Origin of the sequence: Streptomyces sp. NPDC053541, assembly GCF_044544705.1 — a bacterium.
Taxonomy (GTDB): domain Bacteria; phylum Actinomycetota; class Actinomycetes; order Streptomycetales; family Streptomycetaceae; genus Streptomyces.
The window spans coordinates 64,417-83,583 of sequence record NZ_JBITXM010000004.1 but is presented as its reverse complement, the minus strand read 5'-3'; the positions used below and the strand labels follow the sequence as shown (position 1 = coordinate 83,583).

Annotated in this window: 18 protein-coding genes; 12 read left to right on the top strand and 6 right to left on the bottom strand. The window is 71.7% G+C overall.

The window, feature by feature from the left end; all coding sequences use genetic code 11:
- Positions 1-13: 13 nt before the first annotated feature.
- Positions 14-232 carry a DUF397 domain-containing protein gene (locus tag ACIGW2_RS10925; protein ID WP_356066557.1) on the top strand — a complete coding sequence of 73 codons (219 nt, stop codon included), beginning with the start codon at positions 14-16 and terminating at the stop codon, positions 230-232.
- A gap of 94 nt (positions 233-326) precedes the next feature.
- Here the strand turns inward: ACIGW2_RS10925 and ACIGW2_RS10920 are convergent, their stop codons facing one another.
- Entirely contained in the window at positions 327-842 is a 516-nt protein-coding gene (locus tag ACIGW2_RS10920; protein WP_361589538.1) for an ATP-binding protein, read from the bottom strand.
- Between the two features lie 325 nt (positions 843-1,167).
- Here ACIGW2_RS10920 and ACIGW2_RS10915 point away from each other — a divergent pair, with 325 nt between their 5' ends.
- The 4 genes from ACIGW2_RS10915 to ACIGW2_RS10900 all read left to right on the top strand — a co-directional run bounded on the left by ACIGW2_RS10915 (position 1,168) and on the right by ACIGW2_RS10900 (position 4,924).
- Positions 1,168-2,040 (top strand): helix-turn-helix domain-containing protein, encoded by an 873-nt coding sequence (locus ACIGW2_RS10915; protein WP_391654237.1) that lies wholly within the window; start codon positions 1,168-1,170, stop codon positions 2,038-2,040.
- Positions 2,041-2,134: 94 nt separating this feature from the next.
- Positions 2,135-3,610 (top strand): aldehyde dehydrogenase family protein, encoded by a 1,476-nt coding sequence (locus ACIGW2_RS10910; protein WP_361589533.1) that lies wholly within the window; start codon positions 2,135-2,137, stop codon positions 3,608-3,610.
- Between the two features lie 112 nt (positions 3,611-3,722).
- The gene (locus tag ACIGW2_RS10905; RefSeq protein WP_361589531.1) at positions 3,723-4,262 is read left to right on the top strand and encodes a DinB family protein; all 540 of its coding nucleotides are present in this window, start codon (positions 3,723-3,725) and stop codon (positions 4,260-4,262) included.
- Between the two features lie 41 nt (positions 4,263-4,303).
- Positions 4,304-4,924 carry a PadR family transcriptional regulator gene (locus ACIGW2_RS10900; protein ID WP_391654238.1) on the top strand — a complete coding sequence of 207 codons (621 nt, stop codon included), beginning with the start codon at positions 4,304-4,306 and terminating at the stop codon, positions 4,922-4,924.
- Between the two features lie 23 nt (positions 4,925-4,947).
- Here ACIGW2_RS10900 and ACIGW2_RS10895 read toward each other — a convergent pair whose 3' ends face one another.
- Positions 4,948-6,369, bottom strand: a complete 1,422-nt coding sequence (locus ACIGW2_RS10895; RefSeq protein ID WP_391654239.1) for a glutamate decarboxylase — start codon at positions 6,367-6,369, stop codon at positions 4,948-4,950.
- Between the two features lie 33 nt (positions 6,370-6,402).
- Positions 6,403-7,698 (bottom strand): ion channel protein, encoded by a 1,296-nt coding sequence (locus tag ACIGW2_RS10890; RefSeq protein WP_399842816.1) that lies wholly within the window; start codon positions 7,696-7,698, stop codon positions 6,403-6,405.
- Positions 7,699-7,813: 115 nt separating this feature from the next.
- Here ACIGW2_RS10890 and ACIGW2_RS10885 point away from each other — a divergent pair, with 115 nt between their 5' ends.
- The gene (locus ACIGW2_RS10885) at positions 7,814-8,581 is read left to right on the top strand and encodes a MerR family transcriptional regulator (RefSeq protein ID WP_399842814.1); all 768 of its coding nucleotides are present in this window, start codon (positions 7,814-7,816) and stop codon (positions 8,579-8,581) included.
- A gap of 109 nt (positions 8,582-8,690) precedes the next feature.
- Here the strand turns inward: ACIGW2_RS10885 and ACIGW2_RS10880 are convergent, their stop codons facing one another.
- Positions 8,691-9,059, bottom strand: coding sequence for a YbjQ family protein (locus ACIGW2_RS10880; protein WP_361589517.1), 369 nt, complete (start codon positions 9,057-9,059; stop codon positions 8,691-8,693).
- 162 nt (positions 9,060-9,221) lie between these two features.
- Here ACIGW2_RS10880 and ACIGW2_RS10875 point away from each other — a divergent pair, with 162 nt between their 5' ends.
- Positions 9,222-9,926 carry a VTT domain-containing protein gene (locus ACIGW2_RS10875; RefSeq protein ID WP_361589514.1) on the top strand — a complete coding sequence of 235 codons (705 nt, stop codon included), beginning with the start codon at positions 9,222-9,224 and terminating at the stop codon, positions 9,924-9,926.
- A 15-nt stretch (positions 9,927-9,941) separates the two neighbouring features.
- Here ACIGW2_RS10875 and ACIGW2_RS10870 read toward each other — a convergent pair whose 3' ends face one another.
- Together ACIGW2_RS10870 and ACIGW2_RS10865 are read right to left on the bottom strand one after the other, a co-directional pair.
- Positions 9,942-11,603: a threonine/serine exporter family protein gene (locus ACIGW2_RS10870; protein ID WP_391654242.1), complete on the bottom strand. Its 1,662-nt coding sequence runs from the start codon at positions 11,601-11,603 to the stop codon at positions 9,942-9,944.
- A 146-nt stretch (positions 11,604-11,749) separates the two neighbouring features.
- Positions 11,750-12,241, bottom strand: a complete 492-nt coding sequence (locus ACIGW2_RS10865; protein WP_356066433.1) for an inorganic diphosphatase — start codon at positions 12,239-12,241, stop codon at positions 11,750-11,752.
- A gap of 105 nt (positions 12,242-12,346) precedes the next feature.
- Here ACIGW2_RS10865 and dacB point away from each other — a divergent pair, with 105 nt between their 5' ends.
- From dacB to ftsH, 5 genes are all read left to right on the top strand, one after another.
- Positions 12,347-13,798: a D-alanyl-D-alanine carboxypeptidase/D-alanyl-D-alanine-endopeptidase gene (dacB, locus tag ACIGW2_RS10860; RefSeq protein ID WP_391654243.1), complete on the top strand. Its 1,452-nt coding sequence runs from the start codon at positions 12,347-12,349 to the stop codon at positions 13,796-13,798.
- Between the two features lie 97 nt (positions 13,799-13,895).
- Positions 13,896-15,035 carry a zinc-dependent metalloprotease gene (locus ACIGW2_RS10855; RefSeq protein WP_399842808.1) on the top strand — a complete coding sequence of 380 codons (1,140 nt, stop codon included), beginning with the start codon at positions 13,896-13,898 and terminating at the stop codon, positions 15,033-15,035.
- Between the two features lie 197 nt (positions 15,036-15,232).
- Positions 15,233-16,270, top strand: coding sequence for a tRNA lysidine(34) synthetase TilS (tilS, locus tag ACIGW2_RS10850; RefSeq protein WP_391654245.1), 1,038 nt, complete (start codon positions 15,233-15,235; stop codon positions 16,268-16,270).
- Between the two features lie 49 nt (positions 16,271-16,319).
- Positions 16,320-16,859, top strand: coding sequence for a hypoxanthine phosphoribosyltransferase (gene hpt / locus ACIGW2_RS10845; RefSeq protein ID WP_265865395.1), 540 nt, complete (start codon positions 16,320-16,322; stop codon positions 16,857-16,859).
- 231 nt (positions 16,860-17,090) lie between these two features.
- Positions 17,091-19,115 (top strand): ATP-dependent zinc metalloprotease FtsH, encoded by a 2,025-nt coding sequence (gene ftsH / locus ACIGW2_RS10840; RefSeq protein WP_361589501.1) that lies wholly within the window; start codon positions 17,091-17,093, stop codon positions 19,113-19,115.
- Positions 19,116-19,167: the final 52 nt, after the last annotated feature.

Here is a 19,167-nt window from a genome sequence, read left to right as displayed (position 1 = left end):
CGCGTACAACGGCATGGCGGCCACGGAGCTTCGTGGTGTCGTGTGGCAGAAGAGCCGGCACAGCAACTCGCAGGGATCCTGCGTGGAGTTCGCCAAGCTGCCCGGCGGTGACGTGGCGGTGCGCAACTCCCGGCACCCCGACGGCCCCGCGCTCGTCTACACGCCCGCCGAGATCGAGGCGCTGCTGCTCGGCGTGAAGGACGGGGAGTTCGACCACCTGGTGCAGGGGTGACGCGGACGACGTGAGAAGAGGGAAGGGCCCCGGCGGCGACCGCCACCGGGGCCCTTCCTCGGTATCCGCCTCTGTCCGCGCCCGCGGGTGCGCACTACTCCGGGCCCAGCCGGAACAGCGCCCACACGACCTTTCCCTGGAGCGTGCCCGCGAGCGGGTGCCAGCCCCAGCTGTCGCTGAACGACTCCACCAGGAACAGGCCCCGGCCCGACTCGGCGGCGAAGTCCTCCTCGCTCGTCCGGGCCTCCGGGCTCTCCCGGCTGGGGTCGCGCACGGCGCACACCAGGCGCGAGGCCCAGCGCATCAGGTGCAGCCGCACGGGCGGATTCAGGCCTTCCTCGGGAATCGAGGTCATGGCCGGATCGGTCCCCGCGGGCACCGCGTGGCGCAGCGCGTTCGTGACGAGTTCGGAGACGACCAGGGCCACGTCGTCGAAACGGTCGGCGAGGTCCCAGTTGCTGAGCGTCTGGCTGGTGAACTTCCGGGCGCCGCGCACCGCTTCGTAGCGGGGCGGGAGGGCGCAGGAGGCCGAGTTCGACACGCTCGCGGGATCGATCGGCGGAAGCCCCTGCCGTAACGGCTCGAGCATGGTCGATCCATTCGGTCCCATGCGAGGCACTCCCGGGAATCGCGGCGGTGGTGCGACAAGGCGGTGCGACAACGGTGCGACGGCACGCGTGGATACGCGGCCGCGCGAACACCATGGTTCCGGAGGCGCCCAAGGGATGCAAGGGCAGATGCACGTGCACGCGCCGGACCTGTCCGTCCCCGTGCCGATTCTGTGCATAAGTCGTCCACGGGCGGCATCGGAGGTGCCCGGAACCCGCCCTCTATCCGTAATCGAATGTGTACGCGCTGAAGCGTTTAGTGGCAGAATCCGGGGCTCGACGGGGGCTCGACAGCGAGAGCAGCACCGTGAAGGGGAGGCTGGAGCCGTGACGGCAGGCGAATCGAGCGGGGCGAACGGAAGTGTGGTGCGCCGCATCCTGCTGGGCTCCCAGTTGAGGCGACTGCGCGAATCGCGGGGCATCACCCGGGAAGCCGCCGGTTACTCGATCCGGGCGTCCGAATCCAAGATCAGCCGTATGGAGTTGGGAAGGGTGAGCTTCAAGGCCAGGGACGTCGAGGATCTGCTCACCCTCTACGGGGTCTGCGACGAGTCCGAGCGCGGCTCGCTGCTCGGCCTGGCCCGCGAGGCCAACGTCGCCGGCTGGTGGCACAGCTTCGGCGACGTGCTGCCCGGCTGGTTCCAGACGTACATCGGTCTCGAAGGCGCCGCCTCCCTCATCCGCATCTACGAAGTGCAGTTCGTGCACGGCCTGTTGCAGACCGAGGCCTACGCCCACGCCGTCGTCACTCGCGGCATGCCGGGCGCCCCGTGCGCCGAGATCGACCGCCGCGTCGCGCTGCGCCTGGAGCGCCAGAAGGTGCTCGTCTCCGAGAACGCCCCGCACCTGCACGCCGTCCTCGACGAGGCCGCGCTGCGCCGCCCGTACGGTGACCGGTCCGTGATGCGGGGGCAGTTGAGGCACCTCATCGAGATCTCCGAACACCCGAACGTGACGCTCCAGGTGATGCCCTTCTCCTTCGGCGGGCACGCGGGCGAGAGCGGCGCCTTCACCATGCTGAGCTTCCCGGAGTCCGATCTCTCCGACGTGGTGTACCTGGAGCAGCTCACCAGCGCCCTCTACCTGGACAAGCGCGAGGAGGTCGGACAGTACGCGCGGGTGATGGAGCGCCTGCAGAAGGACAGTCCCGATCCCGCCGAAAGCCGTGATCTTCTCCGGGGACTCCTTCAACTCGGCTGATACGTCAGTACGATGACGGGACATCAGTGAGGCGGCTGTGACGCGGCGGTCGCCCGTGCCGAAGTCCGCCACCGCGGGTTAGGGGTCTCGTTCCATGGCGTCTGCTCTGTCTTCGGACTACTTCACCGAACTGGCGCACCAGTACATCGACGGCGAGTGGAAGCCGGGCAGCGGATCCTGGGACATCATCGACTTCAACCCGTACACCGGGGAGAAGCTCGCCGCGATCACCGTCGCCACCGCCGCCGAGGTCGACCGCGCCTACCGGGCCGCCGAGCGGGCCCAGGCGGAGTGGGCCGAGACCAACCCGTACACCCGCCGGCTCGTCTTCGAGCGGGCGCTGCGGATCGTCGAGGAGCGCGAGGACGAGATCGCCGAGGCGATCGTCGCCGAGCTGGGCGGCACCCGCCTCAAGGCCGGCTTCGAGCTGCACCTCGCCAAGGAGTTCCTGCGCGAGGCGATCCAGGTGGCGCTGCGCCCCGAGGGCAGCATCCTGCCCTCGCCGGTGGACGGCAAGGAGAACCGCGTCTACCGCCTCCCGGTCGGCGTGATCGGCGTCATCTCGCCCTTCAACTTCCCCTTCCTGCTCTCCATCAAGTCCGTCGCGCCCGCGCTCGCCCTCGGCAACGCGGTCGTCCTCAAGCCCCACCAGAACACCCCGATCTGCGGCGGCACCCTGGTCGCCAAGGTCCTGGAGGAGGCGGGCCTGCCCGCCGGCCTGCTCAACGTGGTGGTCACCGACATCGCCGAGATCGGCGACGCGCTGCTCACCCACCCGGTCCCGAAGGTCATCTCCTTCACCGGCTCCGACCGCACCGGGCAGCACGTGGCCACCGTCTGCGCCCAGCACTTCAAGCACGCCGTGCTCGAACTCGGCGGCAACAGCGCGCTGATCGTCCTCGACGACGCCGACCTCGACTACGCGGTGGACGCGGCCGTCTTCAGCCGCTTCGTGCACCAGGGCCAGGTCTGCATGGCCGCCAACCGGATCCTGGTGGACCGCACGGTGGAGGCGGAGTTCACCGAGAAGTTCGTCGCCAAGGTGAAGACCCTGCGGGTCGGCGACCCGGCCGACCCGGCCACCCACATCGGCCCGCTCATCAACGCCCAGCAGGCGGAGGCGGTGGCCTCGGTCGTCGAGCAGACCGTGGCCGGCGGCGCCACCGCGCTGCTGCGCGGCTCCGTCGAGGGCAGCCTGGTCTCGCCGACCGTCCTCACCGGCATCGCCGCCGACGCGCCGGTGCTCAGCCAGGAGATCTTCGGCCCGGTGGCCCTGATCATCCCGTTCGACGGCGAGGACGAGGCCGTACGGATCGCCAACGACACCCCGTACGGCCTGAGCGGCGCCGTGCACACCGGCAACGTCGAGCGGGGCGTCCGGGTCGCCAAGCGGATCCACACCGGCATGATCCACATCAACGACGGCACCGTGCACGACGAGCCGATCGTCCCCTTCGGCGGCGAGAAGCAGTCGGGCATCGGCCGGCTCAACGGCGAGGCGATGGTCGAGGCCTTCACCACCCGCAAGTGGATCTCCATCCAGCACGGGCGCAGCCGCTTCCCCTTCTAGGGCGCGTGTCGGGGATCGCGGACCGTAGCTGTCCGCGATCCTCCGTAGCGTGGTCGGTGTCGAGAAGGCGAGAGCCCGGCCACCGGTCCGGGCAGCACGGAAGGCGGCGGTCATGGTTGCTCTTGTTCCCCCGGAGGCGTACGGCGACGAGCGCGGCGCGTTCCTCAACTTCGTCGAGGCCCAGCGGGCCGCGGTGATCCGCGCGAGCCTCGGCCTCACCGAGGAGCAGGCGGCGAGCCGCCCCAGCGCCAGCGAGCTCAGCCTGTCCGGGCTGATCAAGCACACCGCGGAGGTCGAGCTCAACTGGCTGCGGCTCGCCCAGCAGCGCCCGAACGAGCGGCAGCGCACCCAGGAGACCTGGGGCGAGGCCTTCCGGCTCGTCGACGGGGAGACGATCCCCGAGGTCACCGCCTTCTGGCGGGAGGTGGCGAAGGAGACCGAGGAGTTCGTCCGGTCCGTGCCCAGCCTGGACCAGGAGTTCCCGCTGCCGCCGGCCCCCTGGTTCCCGAAGGACGGGCGGGTCTCGGTCCGCTGGATGCTGCTCCACCTGGTCCAGGAGATCGGCCGGCACGCCGGCCACGCGGACGTCATCCGCGAGTCCCTGGACGGCAAGGGCTCCTTCGAGCTGATCGAGATGGAGGGCCGGGCGTAGCGGATCTACTCTGGTCACCGTCGATCAGGGAGGTCCGCGGGATGTCGGCGATCCGCCTTCTCGTGCTGGGCGCGGTCAAACAGCACGGCCGCGCCCACGGCTACCAGGTCCTGGGCGACCTGGAGTACTGGGGCGCGCACGAGTGGTCCCACGCCAAGCCGGGCTCGGTCTACCACGCGCTGAAGCAGATGGCGAAGCAGGGACTGCTGGTCGCCTCCGAGAGCGCGCCGAGCACGGCGGGCGGCCCGCCGAGGGTCGAGTACGAGATCACGGACGCCGGCCGCGAGGAGTACCTGCGGCTGCTGCGCGAGGCACTGTCCACGTACGACCAGCAGATGGACGTGCTGTCGGCGGGGGTCGGCTTCATCGTGGACCTGCCGCGCGCGGAGGCGGTCGAGCTGCTGCGCGCCCGGGTGCGCGGCCTGGACGCGTGGCGGACCTCGGTCACCGAGTACTACACGCCGGAGGGCGGCCCGGGGCAGCTCGGGCACATCGGCGAGATCATGCACCTCTGGGTGCACTCGGCCGACTCGGGCCGGGAGTGGACCCTCGGTCTGATCGAGCGGATCGAGGGCGGTGCCTATGTGTTCGCGGGCGAGGGCGAGCCCTTCGTGGGCGTCCTCGCGGACGGCCAGGAGAACCCGTACGCGAACGGCGCCTGATCCCGTCCGGCCGGCCGCCCGCCTCAGTGGTGGAAGGACGTGGCGGCCTGCCTGTCGAGGGTGAACGGGTGCGGCTGGCGGCGCAGTTCGGGCAGCAGGCGCTCCAGGTCCTCGGCGAGCAGGTTCGCCAGGTCGGCGGAGAAGCCGTTGCGGCAGACGATCCGCAGCACCGACAGGTCCTCCCGGTCGGGCGGGAAGGTGTAGGCGGGCACCAGCCAGCCGCGCTCGCGCAGCCGGCGCGACACGTCGAAGACGTCGAAGGCGGTGACGTCGGGCGCGGTGGTGAACGCGAAGACGGGCAGCTGGTCGCCGCGGGTGAGCAGCCGGAAGTCGCCGAGCGTCTCGACCCGTTCGGCGAGCATCCGCGCCACGTCCCGGCTGGTCTGCTGGACGGCCCGGTAGCCGGCCCGGCCCAGCCGCAGGAAGGTGTAGTACTGCGCGACGACCTGGGCGCCGGGGCGGGAGAAGTTCAGGGCGAAGGTGGGCATGTCGCCGCCCAGGTAGTTGACCCGGAAGACCAGCTCCTCGGGGAGCTCGGCGGGGGAGCGCCACAGGGCCCAGCCGACGCCCGGGTAGACCAGGCCGTACTTGTGGCCGGAGGTGTTGATGGAGGCGACCCGGGGGAGCCGGAAGTCCCACACCAGGTCCTCGTCGAGGAAGGGCGCGACCATGCCGCCGGAGGCGCCGTCCACGTGCACGGGCACGTCGGTCCCGGTGCGCTCCTGGAGCTCGTCGAGGGCGGCGCAGATCTCGGCGACGGGTTCGTAGGAGCCGTCGAAGGTGGAGCCGAGGACGGCGACCACGCCGATGGTGTTCTCGTCGCAGAGCGCGGCGGCCGACTCGGCGTCCAGGTGGAAGCGGTCGCCGCGCATGGGCACCAGGCGCGGCTCGACCTCCCAGAAGTTGCAGAACTTCTCCCAGCAGACCTGCACGTTGACGCCCATCACCAGATTGGGCCGGGCGCCGGGGTAGCGGTCGGCGTTGCGCTTGGCCCAGCGGCGCTTGAGGGCCATCCCGGCCAGCATGCAGGCCTCGCTGGAGCCGGTGGTGGAGCAGCCGACCGCGGTGGCCGGGTCGGGCGCGTTCCACAGGTGGGCGAGCATGGCGACGCAGCGGCGCTCCAGTTCGGCGGTGCGCGGGTACTCGTCCTTGTCGATCATGTTCTTGTCGCGGCACTCGGCCATGAGCACCCCGGCCTGGGGTTCCATCCAGGTGGTGACGAAGGTGGCCAGGTTGAGCCGGGAGTTGCCGTCGAGCATCAGCTCGTCGTGGACCATCTGGTAGGCGTTCATCGGGGGCATCGGCCGGTCGGGCAGCCGGTGCCTGGGCGGCGCCTCGGTCATGCCGCCGACCGGGTCGGCCTCGCCGTAGAAGGGGTTGAGGGCGAGGCGCCGGAAGCGCTCGGTGTCGGGCGCGGTCTCGTCGGGTCCCTTGTGCAGCGGCACGGCGGGGCTCCTTCCATTCCGGGTGCGGGCGGTTCAGTGCAGCGGGTCGCCGTTCTCGTCGAGTTCCAGCTGGGGGCGGCCGGTGACGACCAGCCAGGCGGGCAGCGAGGCGAGCACGAGCAGCGCGATCATCGGCGGCGCGGCGGCGATGACGGCGGCGATGAAGAGGCTCACCCAGCCCTGCCGGGTGGTCGCGAGGACCATGCCGAGGACGGCGGAGGAGACGGCCACCGCCGGGTGGATCTCCGGTACGAGGGCCTGCGCGCACAGGCCGAACGCGGCGCCGATGAACACCACCGGGAACACCCGGCCGCCGACGAAGCCGCAGGACGCGGCCACCAGCAGGGCGAGCAGCTTCACCACGGCCAGCTTGGCCAGCTCGCCCGAGCCGAGGGCCCCGATCGAGCCGACCAGCTCCCGGGTCTCCTCCAGCCCCTTGAACAGCGTCAGGTGCCCGCCGAGGACGCCCAGCAGACCGAGCACCAGACCGCCCAGCGGCAGCATCAGCATGGGGTGCCGCAGCCGCCGGAAGGCGCGGTGGACGTACGGGAAGGCGTAGCAGCCGAGCAGTCCGAAGACGGCGGCGAGCGTGGCGACCACCATCGCGGCGAGCACGTCCTCGAAGCCGGGGTCGGTCAGCTGCGGCAGGCCCATGTCGAAGCTGGGGTGGGAGACCAGCTGGGTGGTCATCGCCCCGGCGCCGGCCGCCACCAGCGGCGCGAACAGCTTGTCCCACAGCCCGCCGCCGGCGAGCCCCGGGGCCGCCTTCGAGGCCAGCGCCTCCGAGATCACCAGGGCCGCGGCGACCGGAGTGCCGAAGAGCGCGCCGAAGGTGGCGGCGGTGGCCAGCGACACCCACAGCGCGCCCGGCAGCGCCGGCAGCACCGTGCGGCCCAGCCAGTACGCGAGCGCGATGGCGGCGACGATCGTCGGGTTCTCCGGGCCCAGGCTGACGCCGCCGGCCAGTGTGAGCGTGCTGGCGACGAGCAGTCCGGGCACCACCCCGGGGGCGATCGGCGGCCCGCCGAGCCCGCCCTCGGCCGGGTCGGAGCCGGCGTGCCCGTACGCCTTCCAGACCACGAGACCGACCGCCACGCCGCTCGCGGTGAGCATCACGACGATCCACAGCGCCGAGTAGTGGCCGACGCCGAGTGCGTCCGGAAGGGTGTCCCAGAGCACCTCCTGCAGCCGCTCGGCCAGCCCGCTGATCCCCAGGAACAGCAGCGCCGAACCGACCCCGACCACGAGCGCGGGCACGATCAGCGGCAGCAGGACCTTCCGGGAGAGCTCCGGGGCGGCGGACGGCGGGACGGGTGCTTGGGTGGCCACGAGCACACCATAAGTGAGCAAATGCCGCACAACACCCCGAGATTCCGGCTTGCACCTCACGTGGCGTCAGGACGGAGGCTTGGCACCGGACCGACACGAGCAGAGGACGGGAACGATGGGCCACTCCGTGGGACGGGTCGCCGGATACGCCGGGATCACGGTGCGCACCCTGCACCACTACGACGCGATCGGACTGCTCTCGCCGAGCGGGCGCAGCGCGGCGGGCCACCGCCGCTACTCCGACGCGGACCTCGACCGGCTCCAGCAGATCCTGTTCTACCGGGAGCTCGGCTTCCCCCTCGAAGAGGTCGCCGTCCTCCTGGACGACCCGCGCGCCGACCCGCGGGAACACCTGCGGCGCCAGCACCGGCTGCTGACCGCGCGCATCGGAGAGCTCCAGCGGATGGCGGCGGCCGTCGAGCACGCCATGGAGGCGAAACGGATGGGCATCAACCTCACGCCCGAGGAGAAGTTCGAGGTCTTCGGCCACAAGGACCCCGAGGCGTACGCGGAGGAGACCGCGCGCCGCTGGGCCGGCACCACCAGCCACGAGGCCACCCTGGCCCGGGTCGCCGGCTACACCAAGGACGACTGGCGGCGCATGAAGGAGGAGGTCGACGCCTGGGGCACCGCCTACGCCGCCCTCATGGACACCGGCGCGGCCCCCGGCTCCGCCGCCGCCCTCGACCTCGCCGAGGCGCACCGCGCCCACATCACCAAGTGGTTCTTCGACTGCCACCCGAAGGTCCACCAGGACCTCGCCGAGATGTACGTCACCGACGTGCACTACCGCGCCTTCTACGACGCCATGCACGAGGGCCTGGCCGAGCACCTGCGGTCCGCGATCCGCGCGAACGCGCGGCGGCTCACCGGCCGGGGCTGAGCCGGCCCGGCCCGCCCCGCGCCCGGCGCGGGCCCGGCGCGGGCCCGGCGCGGGCCCGGTGTGGGTCCGGGGCGGGTCCCGGGCGGCGGTCCGGGGCGGTGGTCCGGGGTCAGGGCCGCGGGGCGATCACCACGGCGGTGCCGTACGCGCACACCTCCGTGCCCACGTCGGCGGCCTCCGTCACGTCGAAGCGGAACATCAGGACCGCGTTCGCGCCGCGCGCCCGGGCCTGCTCCACCAGGCGCTCCATGGCCTGGTTGCGGGTCTCCACCAGGGTCTTGGTCAGCCCCTTCAGCTCCCCGCCGACGAGCGACTTCAGACCCGCGCCGATCTGGCTGCCGAGGTGCCGGGAGCGCACGGTCAGCCCGAAGACCTCGCCGATCACCCGCTGCACCTCGTGGCCCGGCACGTCGTTCGTGGTCACCACCAGCACGTCCTCGTGCCCACCCTGACCGCCGCCGTACTCGTCGATGCCCATGCGCATCCACCTCCTGGGCCACAGCCTGGCGCCCGGCGGTCCCGCCCGCATCCGGAGCGGGGCCGCCTGGAACCCGGGGCGTTCACCGGGCGTTGGTACCTTGGGGCAGCCGTCCCGCACGACACCCCCATGCCCCCACCGACCGCAGGAGCCCGGAACCCCGTGAACACGCTTGCCCTCGGACCGAGCTGGCTGGACCCGGACTATCTGATCCAGACCTTCGGTCTGATCGGTGTCCTCGTCATCGTCTTCGCCGAGTCCGGCCTGCTCATCGGCTTCTTCCTGCCCGGTGACTCGCTGCTCTTCACGACCGGCCTGCTGGTCACCACCGGCAAGCTCGACACCCCGCTGTGGCTGGTGTGCACGCTGGTCGTCGCCGCCGCCGTCATCGGCGACCAGGTGGGCTACCTCTTCGGCCGCAAGGTCGGCCCCGCGCTCTTCAAGCGCCCGGACTCCAAGCTCTTCAAGCAGGAGAACGTGGAGAAGGCCCACGTCTTCTTCGAGAAGCACGGCCCGAAGTCGCTGATCCTGGCCCGCTTCGTGCCGATCGTGCGCACCTTCACGCCGATCATCGCCGGCGTCAGCCGCATGAACTACCGCTCCTTCATCACCTTCAACGTCATCGGCGGCGTGCTGTGGGGCGCCGGCGTGACGCTGCTGGGCTCCGCGCTCGGCAAGGTCGAGTTCGTGCACAAGCACATCGAGCTGATCCTCGTCGCCATCGTGCTGATCTCCGTCGTCCCGGTGGTCATCGAGGTGCTGCGCGCCCGGTCCCAGGCGAAGAAGAACCCGCCCCGGGACATCGACCACGACGCCCCCGGCACCCCGAACCCGCCGGCCGAGCGCGGCCGCCACGCCAAGCGCTAGCAGCCCCGGAAGGGGTCAGAAGCCCCTCGTCCGCTTCGCCGCGCGGCGGGCCGCCGCCGCGCGCGGAGCCTGCATGAACAGGCGGGCCAGCTCGCCTCCGAGGTTCACGCCGATCGCGATCGCCAGGGCCAGGGCCGCCGCCTTGGCCAGGGACGCGAAGCCCGTGTCCAGGTTGTGCTGGGCGATCGCGAGCACACCGAAGTACGTCGCCGAACCGGGCAGCAGCGGGCCGATCGCCGCCGTCACGTACGGCAGCGACGAAGTGTGGTGGTAGCGGGCGATCAGCTGCCCGAAGAGACCCACCAGACCGGCCGCGACCGCCGTCGCCATCACCGCAGAGCCGCCCGCCGTCACCGCGATCGACGCGTAGATCACCCACGCCACCCCGCCGTTCAGCGTCGCGAACAGCACCGTCGCCCGCGACTGCTGGAGCAGGATCGCGAAGGTCGCGCACAGCACCATCGAGGCCGCGATCTGCACCACCGGGCGCTCGACCGCCTTCAGCGCCCCCTCCGGATTGAGCTCGGCGCCGAACTGCACCGCCAGGTACAGCACCGACAGCACGCCCACCACGATCGCCACGAAGAAGTAGCCGACCTCCAGCAGCCGGGCCGAGGCCGTGATGTAGAAACCGGTCAGACCGTCCTGGACGGCCGCCACCAGCGCCCGCCCCGGGATCAGCGCGAACAGCCCACCGGTGATCACCGCCGAGGGCCGCAGGTCCGCATGGAGCAGCGTCAGCGCCACGCCCACCGCCGCCGGCGGCATCGCCGCCACCAGGAACTGGTAGAACTCCGGCAGCCCGCGCCCCGCGCACAGCCACGCCAGCCGGTCGCCCAGCATCGCGCCGAGCGCCGCCACGAAGAACACCGTCGCCCCGCCGCCCAGCAGCACCGACGCCGCCCCCGCGAGCACCCCGGCCGCACCCGTCAGCACCCAGCCCGGGTACGGGTGCCGGTTGCGGCGGATCTCCGCGAGCCGCCGGTAGGCCTCCTCCGGCGACACGTCGTGCGCCGGGTCGTTGATGTCGGCGAGCAGCACGTACACGGCCTCCAGGCGCGTGTAGTCCGTGCCCCGCCGCCGTACCGTGCGGTTCGCCGTCACCGGGTCGTCCACCAGCGAGGGCTGGTACGTGATCGACAGCAGCGTGAACGTCACCGTCGGCTCGCAGCGGTCCAGACCGTAACTGCGGCAGATCGCGAACATCGCCGCCTCGACGTCCTCCGCGCCCTCGCCGCCCGCCAGCAGCAGCTCGCCGATGCGCAGCGTCAGGTCGAGCACCCGCGGCACCGGCGGCCCGGCCTCGTCCGCCTTCCGCGAGGGCTCCGGCACCGGCCGCTCACCGACCGGCAGCCGCAGCATCGTCCGCATCCGGTCCTGCCAGGGCGCGTCCTGCGACATCCGGACCATCGGTATGCCGTACGCGGGCGTGAACGCCGGCGGCGCGTTCTGCGCCGAATAGGTCGAGGGCGGGGCGAAGGCGGAACCTTCCTGCTCCGGCGCGGGCTCCGGCGCGAGCCCCTGCGGCAGCGCGAACTCCGAGGTCGGATGCTCCTCCTCGGGCGGCTCCGGCGGCTCCACCCCGGCAGGCGGCACGAAGGCGCTCCGCGCCTCGTCGGACACCGGCTTGCGGTCCTCCGGCTCCCCGTCCGGCGCGCCCGGCGCGTCCGGCTTCACCACCACTCTCCTCGCCCTCATTCCGCCCTGGTACCCACGCGGCCACGCCCCATACGGACCCGGCTCAGCCCAGTATGGACGCGCGAAGGGCGGCGCACCTCAGCAGGTGCGCCGCCCTTCACGGGGTGCTCGCGGGGAGCGGGGGCTCAGTGGCCGCCCTGCTCCTTGAAGCGCCGGTACGACTTCTCGACCTCGGCCTCGGCCTCGGCGCGGCCGACCCAGTCGGCGCCCTCGACCGACTTGCCCGGCTCCAGGTCCTTGTAGACCTCGAAGAAGTGCTGGATCTCCAGGCGGTCGAACTCCGGCACGTGGTGGATGTCGCGCAGGTGCTCCATGCGCGGGTCCGTCGCCGGCACGCACAGCAGCTTGTCGTCGCCGCCGGCCTCGTCCGTCATCCGGAACATGCCGATGGCACGGCACTTGATGAGGCAGCCCGGGAAGGTCGGCTCGTCCAGGATCACGAGCGCGTCCAGCGGGTCGCCGTCCTCGCCGAGGGTGTTCTCGACGTAGCCGTAGTCCGTCGGGTAGGCGGTCGAGGTGAAGAGACGGCGGTCCAGGCGGATCCGACCGGTCTCGTGGTCGACCTCGTACTTGTTCCGCGACCCCTTGGGGATCTCGATGAGAACGTCGAACTCCACGGGTGGATCTCCTCCTGAATCAACACATGTCAATGCTCGCGACCACGCGCGATGGTTAAGTGTCTCTCACGCACGCTCTTGATCGCGAAAGGGGCTGGTCATCACATGCCGGAGGCGAGAACCTGGCAGCTCGTGGCGGGCTCCGCCGCGCTCGGTCTGGCCCTGGCCGCCGGAGCGGTCACCACCGCCGGCCCGTGGGACAACGGTCAGCGTAAGGCCGAGCGGGCCAGGGCGGACCTCGCCGACGGACGAGGTGGCGCACATCACGCCGGACCGCCCGCCCCCGCCCCGCACCGCCCGGCCCCCGCCCCCAGCGCCGCCGGCGTCCTGCGCGCCCTCGGCACCACCACCGCACCCGCCGGCACGACCACCCGGACGGGCGACGACCTCGCCGCCGTCCTCGTACCGCTGCTCGGCGACCCCGGCCTCGGCCCGCTCCGCACCGCCTCCGTCGTCGACACCGCCACCGGCCGGCAGCTGTACGGCGAAGGCGCCGGCACCCCCATGACCCCCGCCTCCACCGTCAAGATCGCCACCACCACCGCCGCGCTCTCCGCCCTCGGCCCCGACCACCGCATCGCCACCACCACCGTGACCGGCCCCGACGCCCGCACGGTCACCCTCGTCGGCGGCGGCGACCCCACCCTCGACCACACCCGCCTCAAGGCCCTGGCCGACGCCACCGCCCGCGCCCTCAAGACCCGCGCCGCGACCGCGCCCGTCCGCCTCACCTACGACACCAGCCTCTACAAGGGCCCCGCCCTCCACCCCATCGGCCCCAACGAGAACCTCGCCCCCGTCACCGCCCTGATGACCGACGAGGGCCGCACCGACGGCCCCGGCACCGGCCCCGCCCCCCGCACCGCCGACCCCGCCCGCGACACCGCCACCGCCTTCGCCGGACTCCTGCGCCAGGCCGGCGTACGCCTCCACGGCGAACCGGCCCCCGGCCGCGCCGCCACCGGCCCGAAGGCCGTCCCGCTCGCCCGCACCGACTCCGCACCCCTCGCCGACCTCGTCGAACGCACCCTCACCAGCAGCGACAACGACCTCGCCGAAGCACTCGCCCGGCAGACCGCGCTCGCCCGCAAACAGCCCGCCAGCTTCACCGGCGCCGGGAAGGCCGTCCACGACGAACTCGCCCGCCTCGGCCTCCCACTCGCCGGCACCCGCTTCGCCGACGGCAGCGGCCTCGACCGCACCGACCGCGTCTCCGCCGCCCTCCTCACCGGACTCCTCACCCGCGCCGCCGACCCCACCCGGCCCGGCCTGCGCCCCGTCCTCACCGGACTGCCCGTCAGCGGCTTCACCGGCACCCTCGCCGGACGCTTCGGCACCGGCCCCGCCGCCACCGGCGCCGGCCTCGTCCGCGCCAAGACCGGCACCCTCACCGGCGTCAACACCCTCGCCGGCACCGTCGTCACCCCCGACGGACGCCTCCTCGCCTTCGCCTTCCTCGCCGGCCGCACCCACTCCCCCGACGCCGCCCAGACCGCCCTCGACCGGCTCTCCGCCGCCCTCGCCGCAACCACCACCGCCCCGCCCCCGCGCACCTGACCCGCCCCGCCGCGCGACGCGCCGACCGAGCCCCCCACCCCGGCGAGTACTCGCCCGAACCCTCACCGAACGGGCCCCGAGAACGTACGGTTGACGCATGACGAGCATCGGTGGTGCAGGCACATCGGGGATGGTCGACTGGAACCTCGCCGTCGCGACGGCGACCCGACTGGTGCGCCCGGGCCCGGAGGTGAGCCGGGACGAGGCCCGCGAGGTCGTCGCCGAACTCCGCCGGCACGCCCGCGCCGCCGAGGACCACGTCCGCGGCTACACCCGCATGATCCCCGAAGGCCACACCCCCGACGACACCCCCGTCCTCGTCGTCGACCGGGCCGGCTGGATCAAGGCCAACGTCGCCGGCTTCCGCGAACTGCTCACCCCCCTCCTCGACAAGATGAAGGAACGCCGCTCCACCACCCCCGGCGGCACCGTGCTCAGCGCCGTCGGCGGCAAGGTCACCGGCGTCGAGCTCGGCATGCTGCTCTCCTTCCTCGCCTCCCGGATCCTCGGCCAGTACGAGACCTTCGCCCCCGCCACCCGCGACCTGCCCGCCGGCCCCGACGGCGGCGGCCGCCTCCTGCTCGTCGCCCCCAACATCGTCCACGTCGAACGCGAGCTCGACGTCGACCCCCACGACTTCCGCCTCTGGGTCTGCCTCCACGAAGAGACCCACCGCACCCAGTTCACCGGCGTCCCCTGGCTCCGCGACCACCTCCAGGGCGAGATCCAGTCCTTCCTCGCCGCCACCGACGTCGACCCCTCCACCGTCGTCGAACGCCTCCGCGAAGCCGCCCAGGCCCTCGCCGGCAGCCGCCCCGAGGGCGAACGCGACGAACCCTCCCCCTCCCTCGTCGAACTCGTCCAGACCCCCGAACAACGCGAGATCCTCGGCCGCCTCACCGCCGTCATGTCCCTCCTCGAAGGCCACGCCGACTACGTCATGGACGGCGTCGGCCCCGAGGTCGTGCCCTCCGTCACCGAGATCCGCGAGAAGTTCCAGCAACGCCGCGCCCGCGGCGCCTCCCGGCTCGACCTCGCCCTGCGCAAGCTCCTCGGCCTCGACGCCAAACTGCGCCAGTACCGCGACGGCGAACGCTTCGTCCGCGCCGTCGTCGACCAGGTCGGCATGGACGGCTTCAACCGCGTGTGGACCTCGCCCAACACCCTGCCCACCAAGACCGAGATCGCCCGGCCCGCCGACTGGGTGGCGAGGGTGCACCGTAAGGCAGACTCATGAGACGGACGCGTCGGATGACCGAAGAACACCCCACCAATCACCCATCCGAGGGACCGTAGGCGGCGGGTGAGGCGTGCAATGCTCGGCTGACGGCCAGGTTCTGTCACCATCGACGCACTCTGAGTGACCGAACCCCCCTTTCCGACCGTTAAGACTCCGACCGAGGCACCCCACTCTCTCCACGAAGGGCACCGGACATGGGTCCCCATCCTGCGGTCGCGGCGATACGCCTGGCGGTCCGCCGCGTACTCCACGACGTCCTCACCGAACACCACCACCAGCCCACCGGGCAGCCGCACACCCCCGGCACCCCGCCCGGCGCACACCCCCTCGTGCTCGTCGCCTGCTCCGGCGGCGCCGACTCCATGGCGCTCGCCTCCGCACTCGCCTTCGAAGCACGCAAACTCCCCCTCCGCGCCGGCGGCATCACCGTCGACCACGGCCTCCAGCACGGCTCCACCCAGCGCGCCCACGAGGTCGCCGACCGGATGACCACCCTCGGCCTCGCCCCCGTCGAAGCCGTCACCGTCACCGTCGGCCGCGAAGGCGGACCCGAGGCCGCCGCCCGGGACGCCCGCTACGCCGCCCTCGACGCCGCCGCCGAACGCCACGGCGCCACCGCCGTCCTCCTCGGCCACACCCGCGACGACCAGGCCGAAACCGTCCTCCTCGGCCTCGCCCGCGGCTCCGGCATCCGCTCCCTCTCCGGCATGGCCGCCGTCTCCGGCACCGCAGGCCGCTACCGCCGCCCCTTCCTGGAACTCGACCGCCAGACCGTCCGCAAGGCCTGCATCGCCCAGGAACTCGCCGTCTGGGACGACCCCCACAACAGCGACCCCGCCTACACCCGCTCCCGGCTCCGCCACGAAGGCCTCCCCGCCCTCGAGAAGGCCCTCGGCAAGGGAGTCGTCGAAGCCCTCGCCCGAACGGCCCAGCTCTCCCGCGACGACGCCGACGCCCTCGACTCCTGGGCCGCCGACGCCGAAGCCGCCGTACGCGACGAAGCCGGCCGCCTCGAATGCGCCAAGCTCCACGGACTGCCCCCCGCCGTCCGCCGCCGCGTCCTGCGCCGCGCCGTGATCGCGAGCGGCGCCCCCGCCGGCTCCCTCTTCGCCCGGCACATCGAGGAAGTCGACCGGCTGATCACCGGATGGCGCGGCCAAGGAGCCATCAACCTGCCCGGCCGCGTCGAGGCACTGCGGCAGGGTGGCAGACTGGTCATCCGGCAAGGCTGACCGCAAGTCGCAAGCTGCAACGAAAGTGACCCGGGTGAACGAGAAGGACATGGGCGCCGACCTCCAGTCGGTCCTCATCACCAAGGAAGAGATCGACGCGAAGCTCGCCGAGCTCGCCGCGAAGATCGACGCGGAGTACGCGGGCAAGGACCTGCTCATCGTCGGCGTCCTCAAGGGCGCCGTGATGGTGATGGCGGACCTGGCACGTGCCCTGTCCACCCCCGTCACCATGGACTGGATGGCCGTCTCCTCCTACGGAGCCGGCACCCAGTCCTCCGGCGTGGTCCGCATCCTCAAGGACCTCGACACGGACATCAAGGGCAGGCACGTCCTGATCGTCGAGGACATCATCGACTCGGGCCTGACCCTGTCCTGGCTCCTGTCCAACCTCGGCTCGCGCGAGCCGGCCTCCCTCGAGGTCTGCACCCTGCTGCGCAAGCCGGACGCGGCCAAGGTCGCCATCGACGTCAAGTGGATCGGCTTCGACATCCCCAACGAGTTCGTCGTCGGCTACGGCCTCGACTACGCCGAGAAGTACCGGAACCTCCCCTTCGTCGGCACCCTCGCCCCGCACGTCTACGGCGGCTGAGGCACCCCGACAGGGCCGGACACGGCCCGGCACGATCCGGCAGGGCCCCCGGCACCGGGGAACCCGCACCGCCCTCCCCGCGTTGAAGCAACGGAAGGCGGCCGCGGGCCCCCATGCTGGGGTACCGTCCGAAGAACAGCTTTTTCATACCGCAGCTCCAAACAACCGCAGCTACTCAGCAGCATTCACCTACGGGCAGGAGGGACGGGGCGTCGTGCACGCCTCGTATGGATGGACGTGAAGCGATACTTCCGCGGGCCGGTCATGTGGATCGTGCTGGCCGTCCTCGCCGTGGTCGTGCTGATGCAGGTCGTCGGCTCGTCCGAGGGCTACAAGACGGTGGACACCGGCAAGGTCGTCCAGGCGATCGACAAGAACCAGGTCAAATCCGCACAGCTCACCACCGGTGACGAGCAGGTCGTCAAGATCACGCTGGTCGACGGCCAGAAGATCGACAAGAGCGGCAAGGTCCAGGCCAGCTACATCGGCACCCAGGGCGCCGACCTGGCCGACAAGCTCCAGGAGAAGTTCGAGGCCGGGCAGATCGAGGGCGGCTACACCGTCTCCCCGACGAAGCAGTCCCCCTTCATCTCGGTCCTGCTCTCCCTGCTGCCCTTCGTCCTGATCGTCGTGGTCTTCCTCTTCCTGATGAACCAGATGCAGGGCGGCGGCTCCCGCGTCATGAACTTCGGGAAGTCCAAGGCCAAGCTCATCACCAAGGACACCCCCAAGACGACCTTCGCCGACGTGGCGGGCTCGGACGAGGCGGTCGAGGAACTCCACGAGATCAAGGAATTCCTCCAGGAACCGGCCAAGTTCCAGGCCGTCGGCGCCAAGATCCCCAAGGGCGTGCTGCTCTACGGCCCGCCCGGAACCGGCAAGACCCTCCTCGCCCGCGCCGTCGCCGGCGAGGCCGGAGTGCCCTTCTACTCGATCTCCGGCTCCGACTTCGTCGAAATGTTCGTCGGCGTCGGCGCAAGCCGCGTCCGCGACCTCTTCGAACAGGCCAAGGCCAACGCCCCCGCCATCGTCTTCGTCGACGAGATCGACGCCGTCGGCCGCCACCGCGGCGCCGGCCTCGGCGGCGGACACGACGAGCGCGAGCAGACCCTCAACCAGCTGCTCGTCGAAATGGACGGCTTCGACGTCAAGGGCGGCGTCATCCTGATCGCCGCCACCAACCGCCCCGACATCCTCGACCCCGCCCTCCTGCGCCCGGGCCGCTTCGACCGGCAGATCGCCGTCGACCGCCCCGACATGCAGGGCCGCCTGGAGATCCTCAAGGTCCACCAGAAGGGCAAGCCGGTCGCCCCGGACGTCGACCTCGGCGCCGTCGCCCGCCGCACCCCCGGCTTCACCGGCGCCGACCTCTCCAACGTCCTCAACGAGGCGGCGCTCCTCACCGCCCGCTCGGACAAGAAGCTGATCGACAACAAGGCGCTCGACGAGGCGATCGACCGCGTGGTCGCGGGCCCGCAGAAGCGGACCCGCATCATGTCGGACAAGGAGAAGAAGATCACCGCGTACCACGAGGGCGGCCACGCCCTCGTCGCGGCGGCCTCGCCGAACTCCGACCCGGTCCACAAGATCACCATCCTGTCCCGCGGCCGGGCCCTGGGCTACACCATGGTCCTCCCGGACGAGGACAAGTACTCGACCACCCGCAACGAGATGCTCGACCAGCTCGCCTACATGCTGGGCGGACGCGCCGCCGAGGAACTGGTCTTCCACGACCCGACCACCGGCGCCGCCAACGACATCGAGAAGGCCACCGCCACGGCCCGCGCGATGGTCACCCAGTACGGCATGACCGAGCGGCTCGGCGCCATCAAGTTCGGCGGCGACAACACCGAGCCCTTCCTCGGACGTGAGATGGCCCACCAGCGCGACTACTCCGAAGAGGTCGCCGCGCTGGTCGACGAAGAGGTCAAGAAGCTCATCGAGACCGCCCACAACGAGGCCTGGGAGATCCTGGTCGAGAACCGCGACGTCCTCGACAACCTGGTCCTGGCGCTCCTTGAGAAGGAGACCCTGGGCAAGGAGGAGATCGCCGAGATCTTCGCCCCCATCGTCAAGCGCCCGGCCCGCCCGGCCTGGACGGGCTCGGCCCGCCGCACCCCGTCCACCCGCCCGCCGGTCCTCTCCCCGAAGGAGCTGGCCCTGACCAACAGCGCCAACGGCTCCTCGTCGGCGACGACGCCGGTCGACACCACCAAGTCGATCGACATCGCCCCGGAGGACACCCCGGAACCCTGAGTTCCGCCGGCCCGGACGATCCCGGAATGGAAGCCGCGCCCCCGCAGGTTTT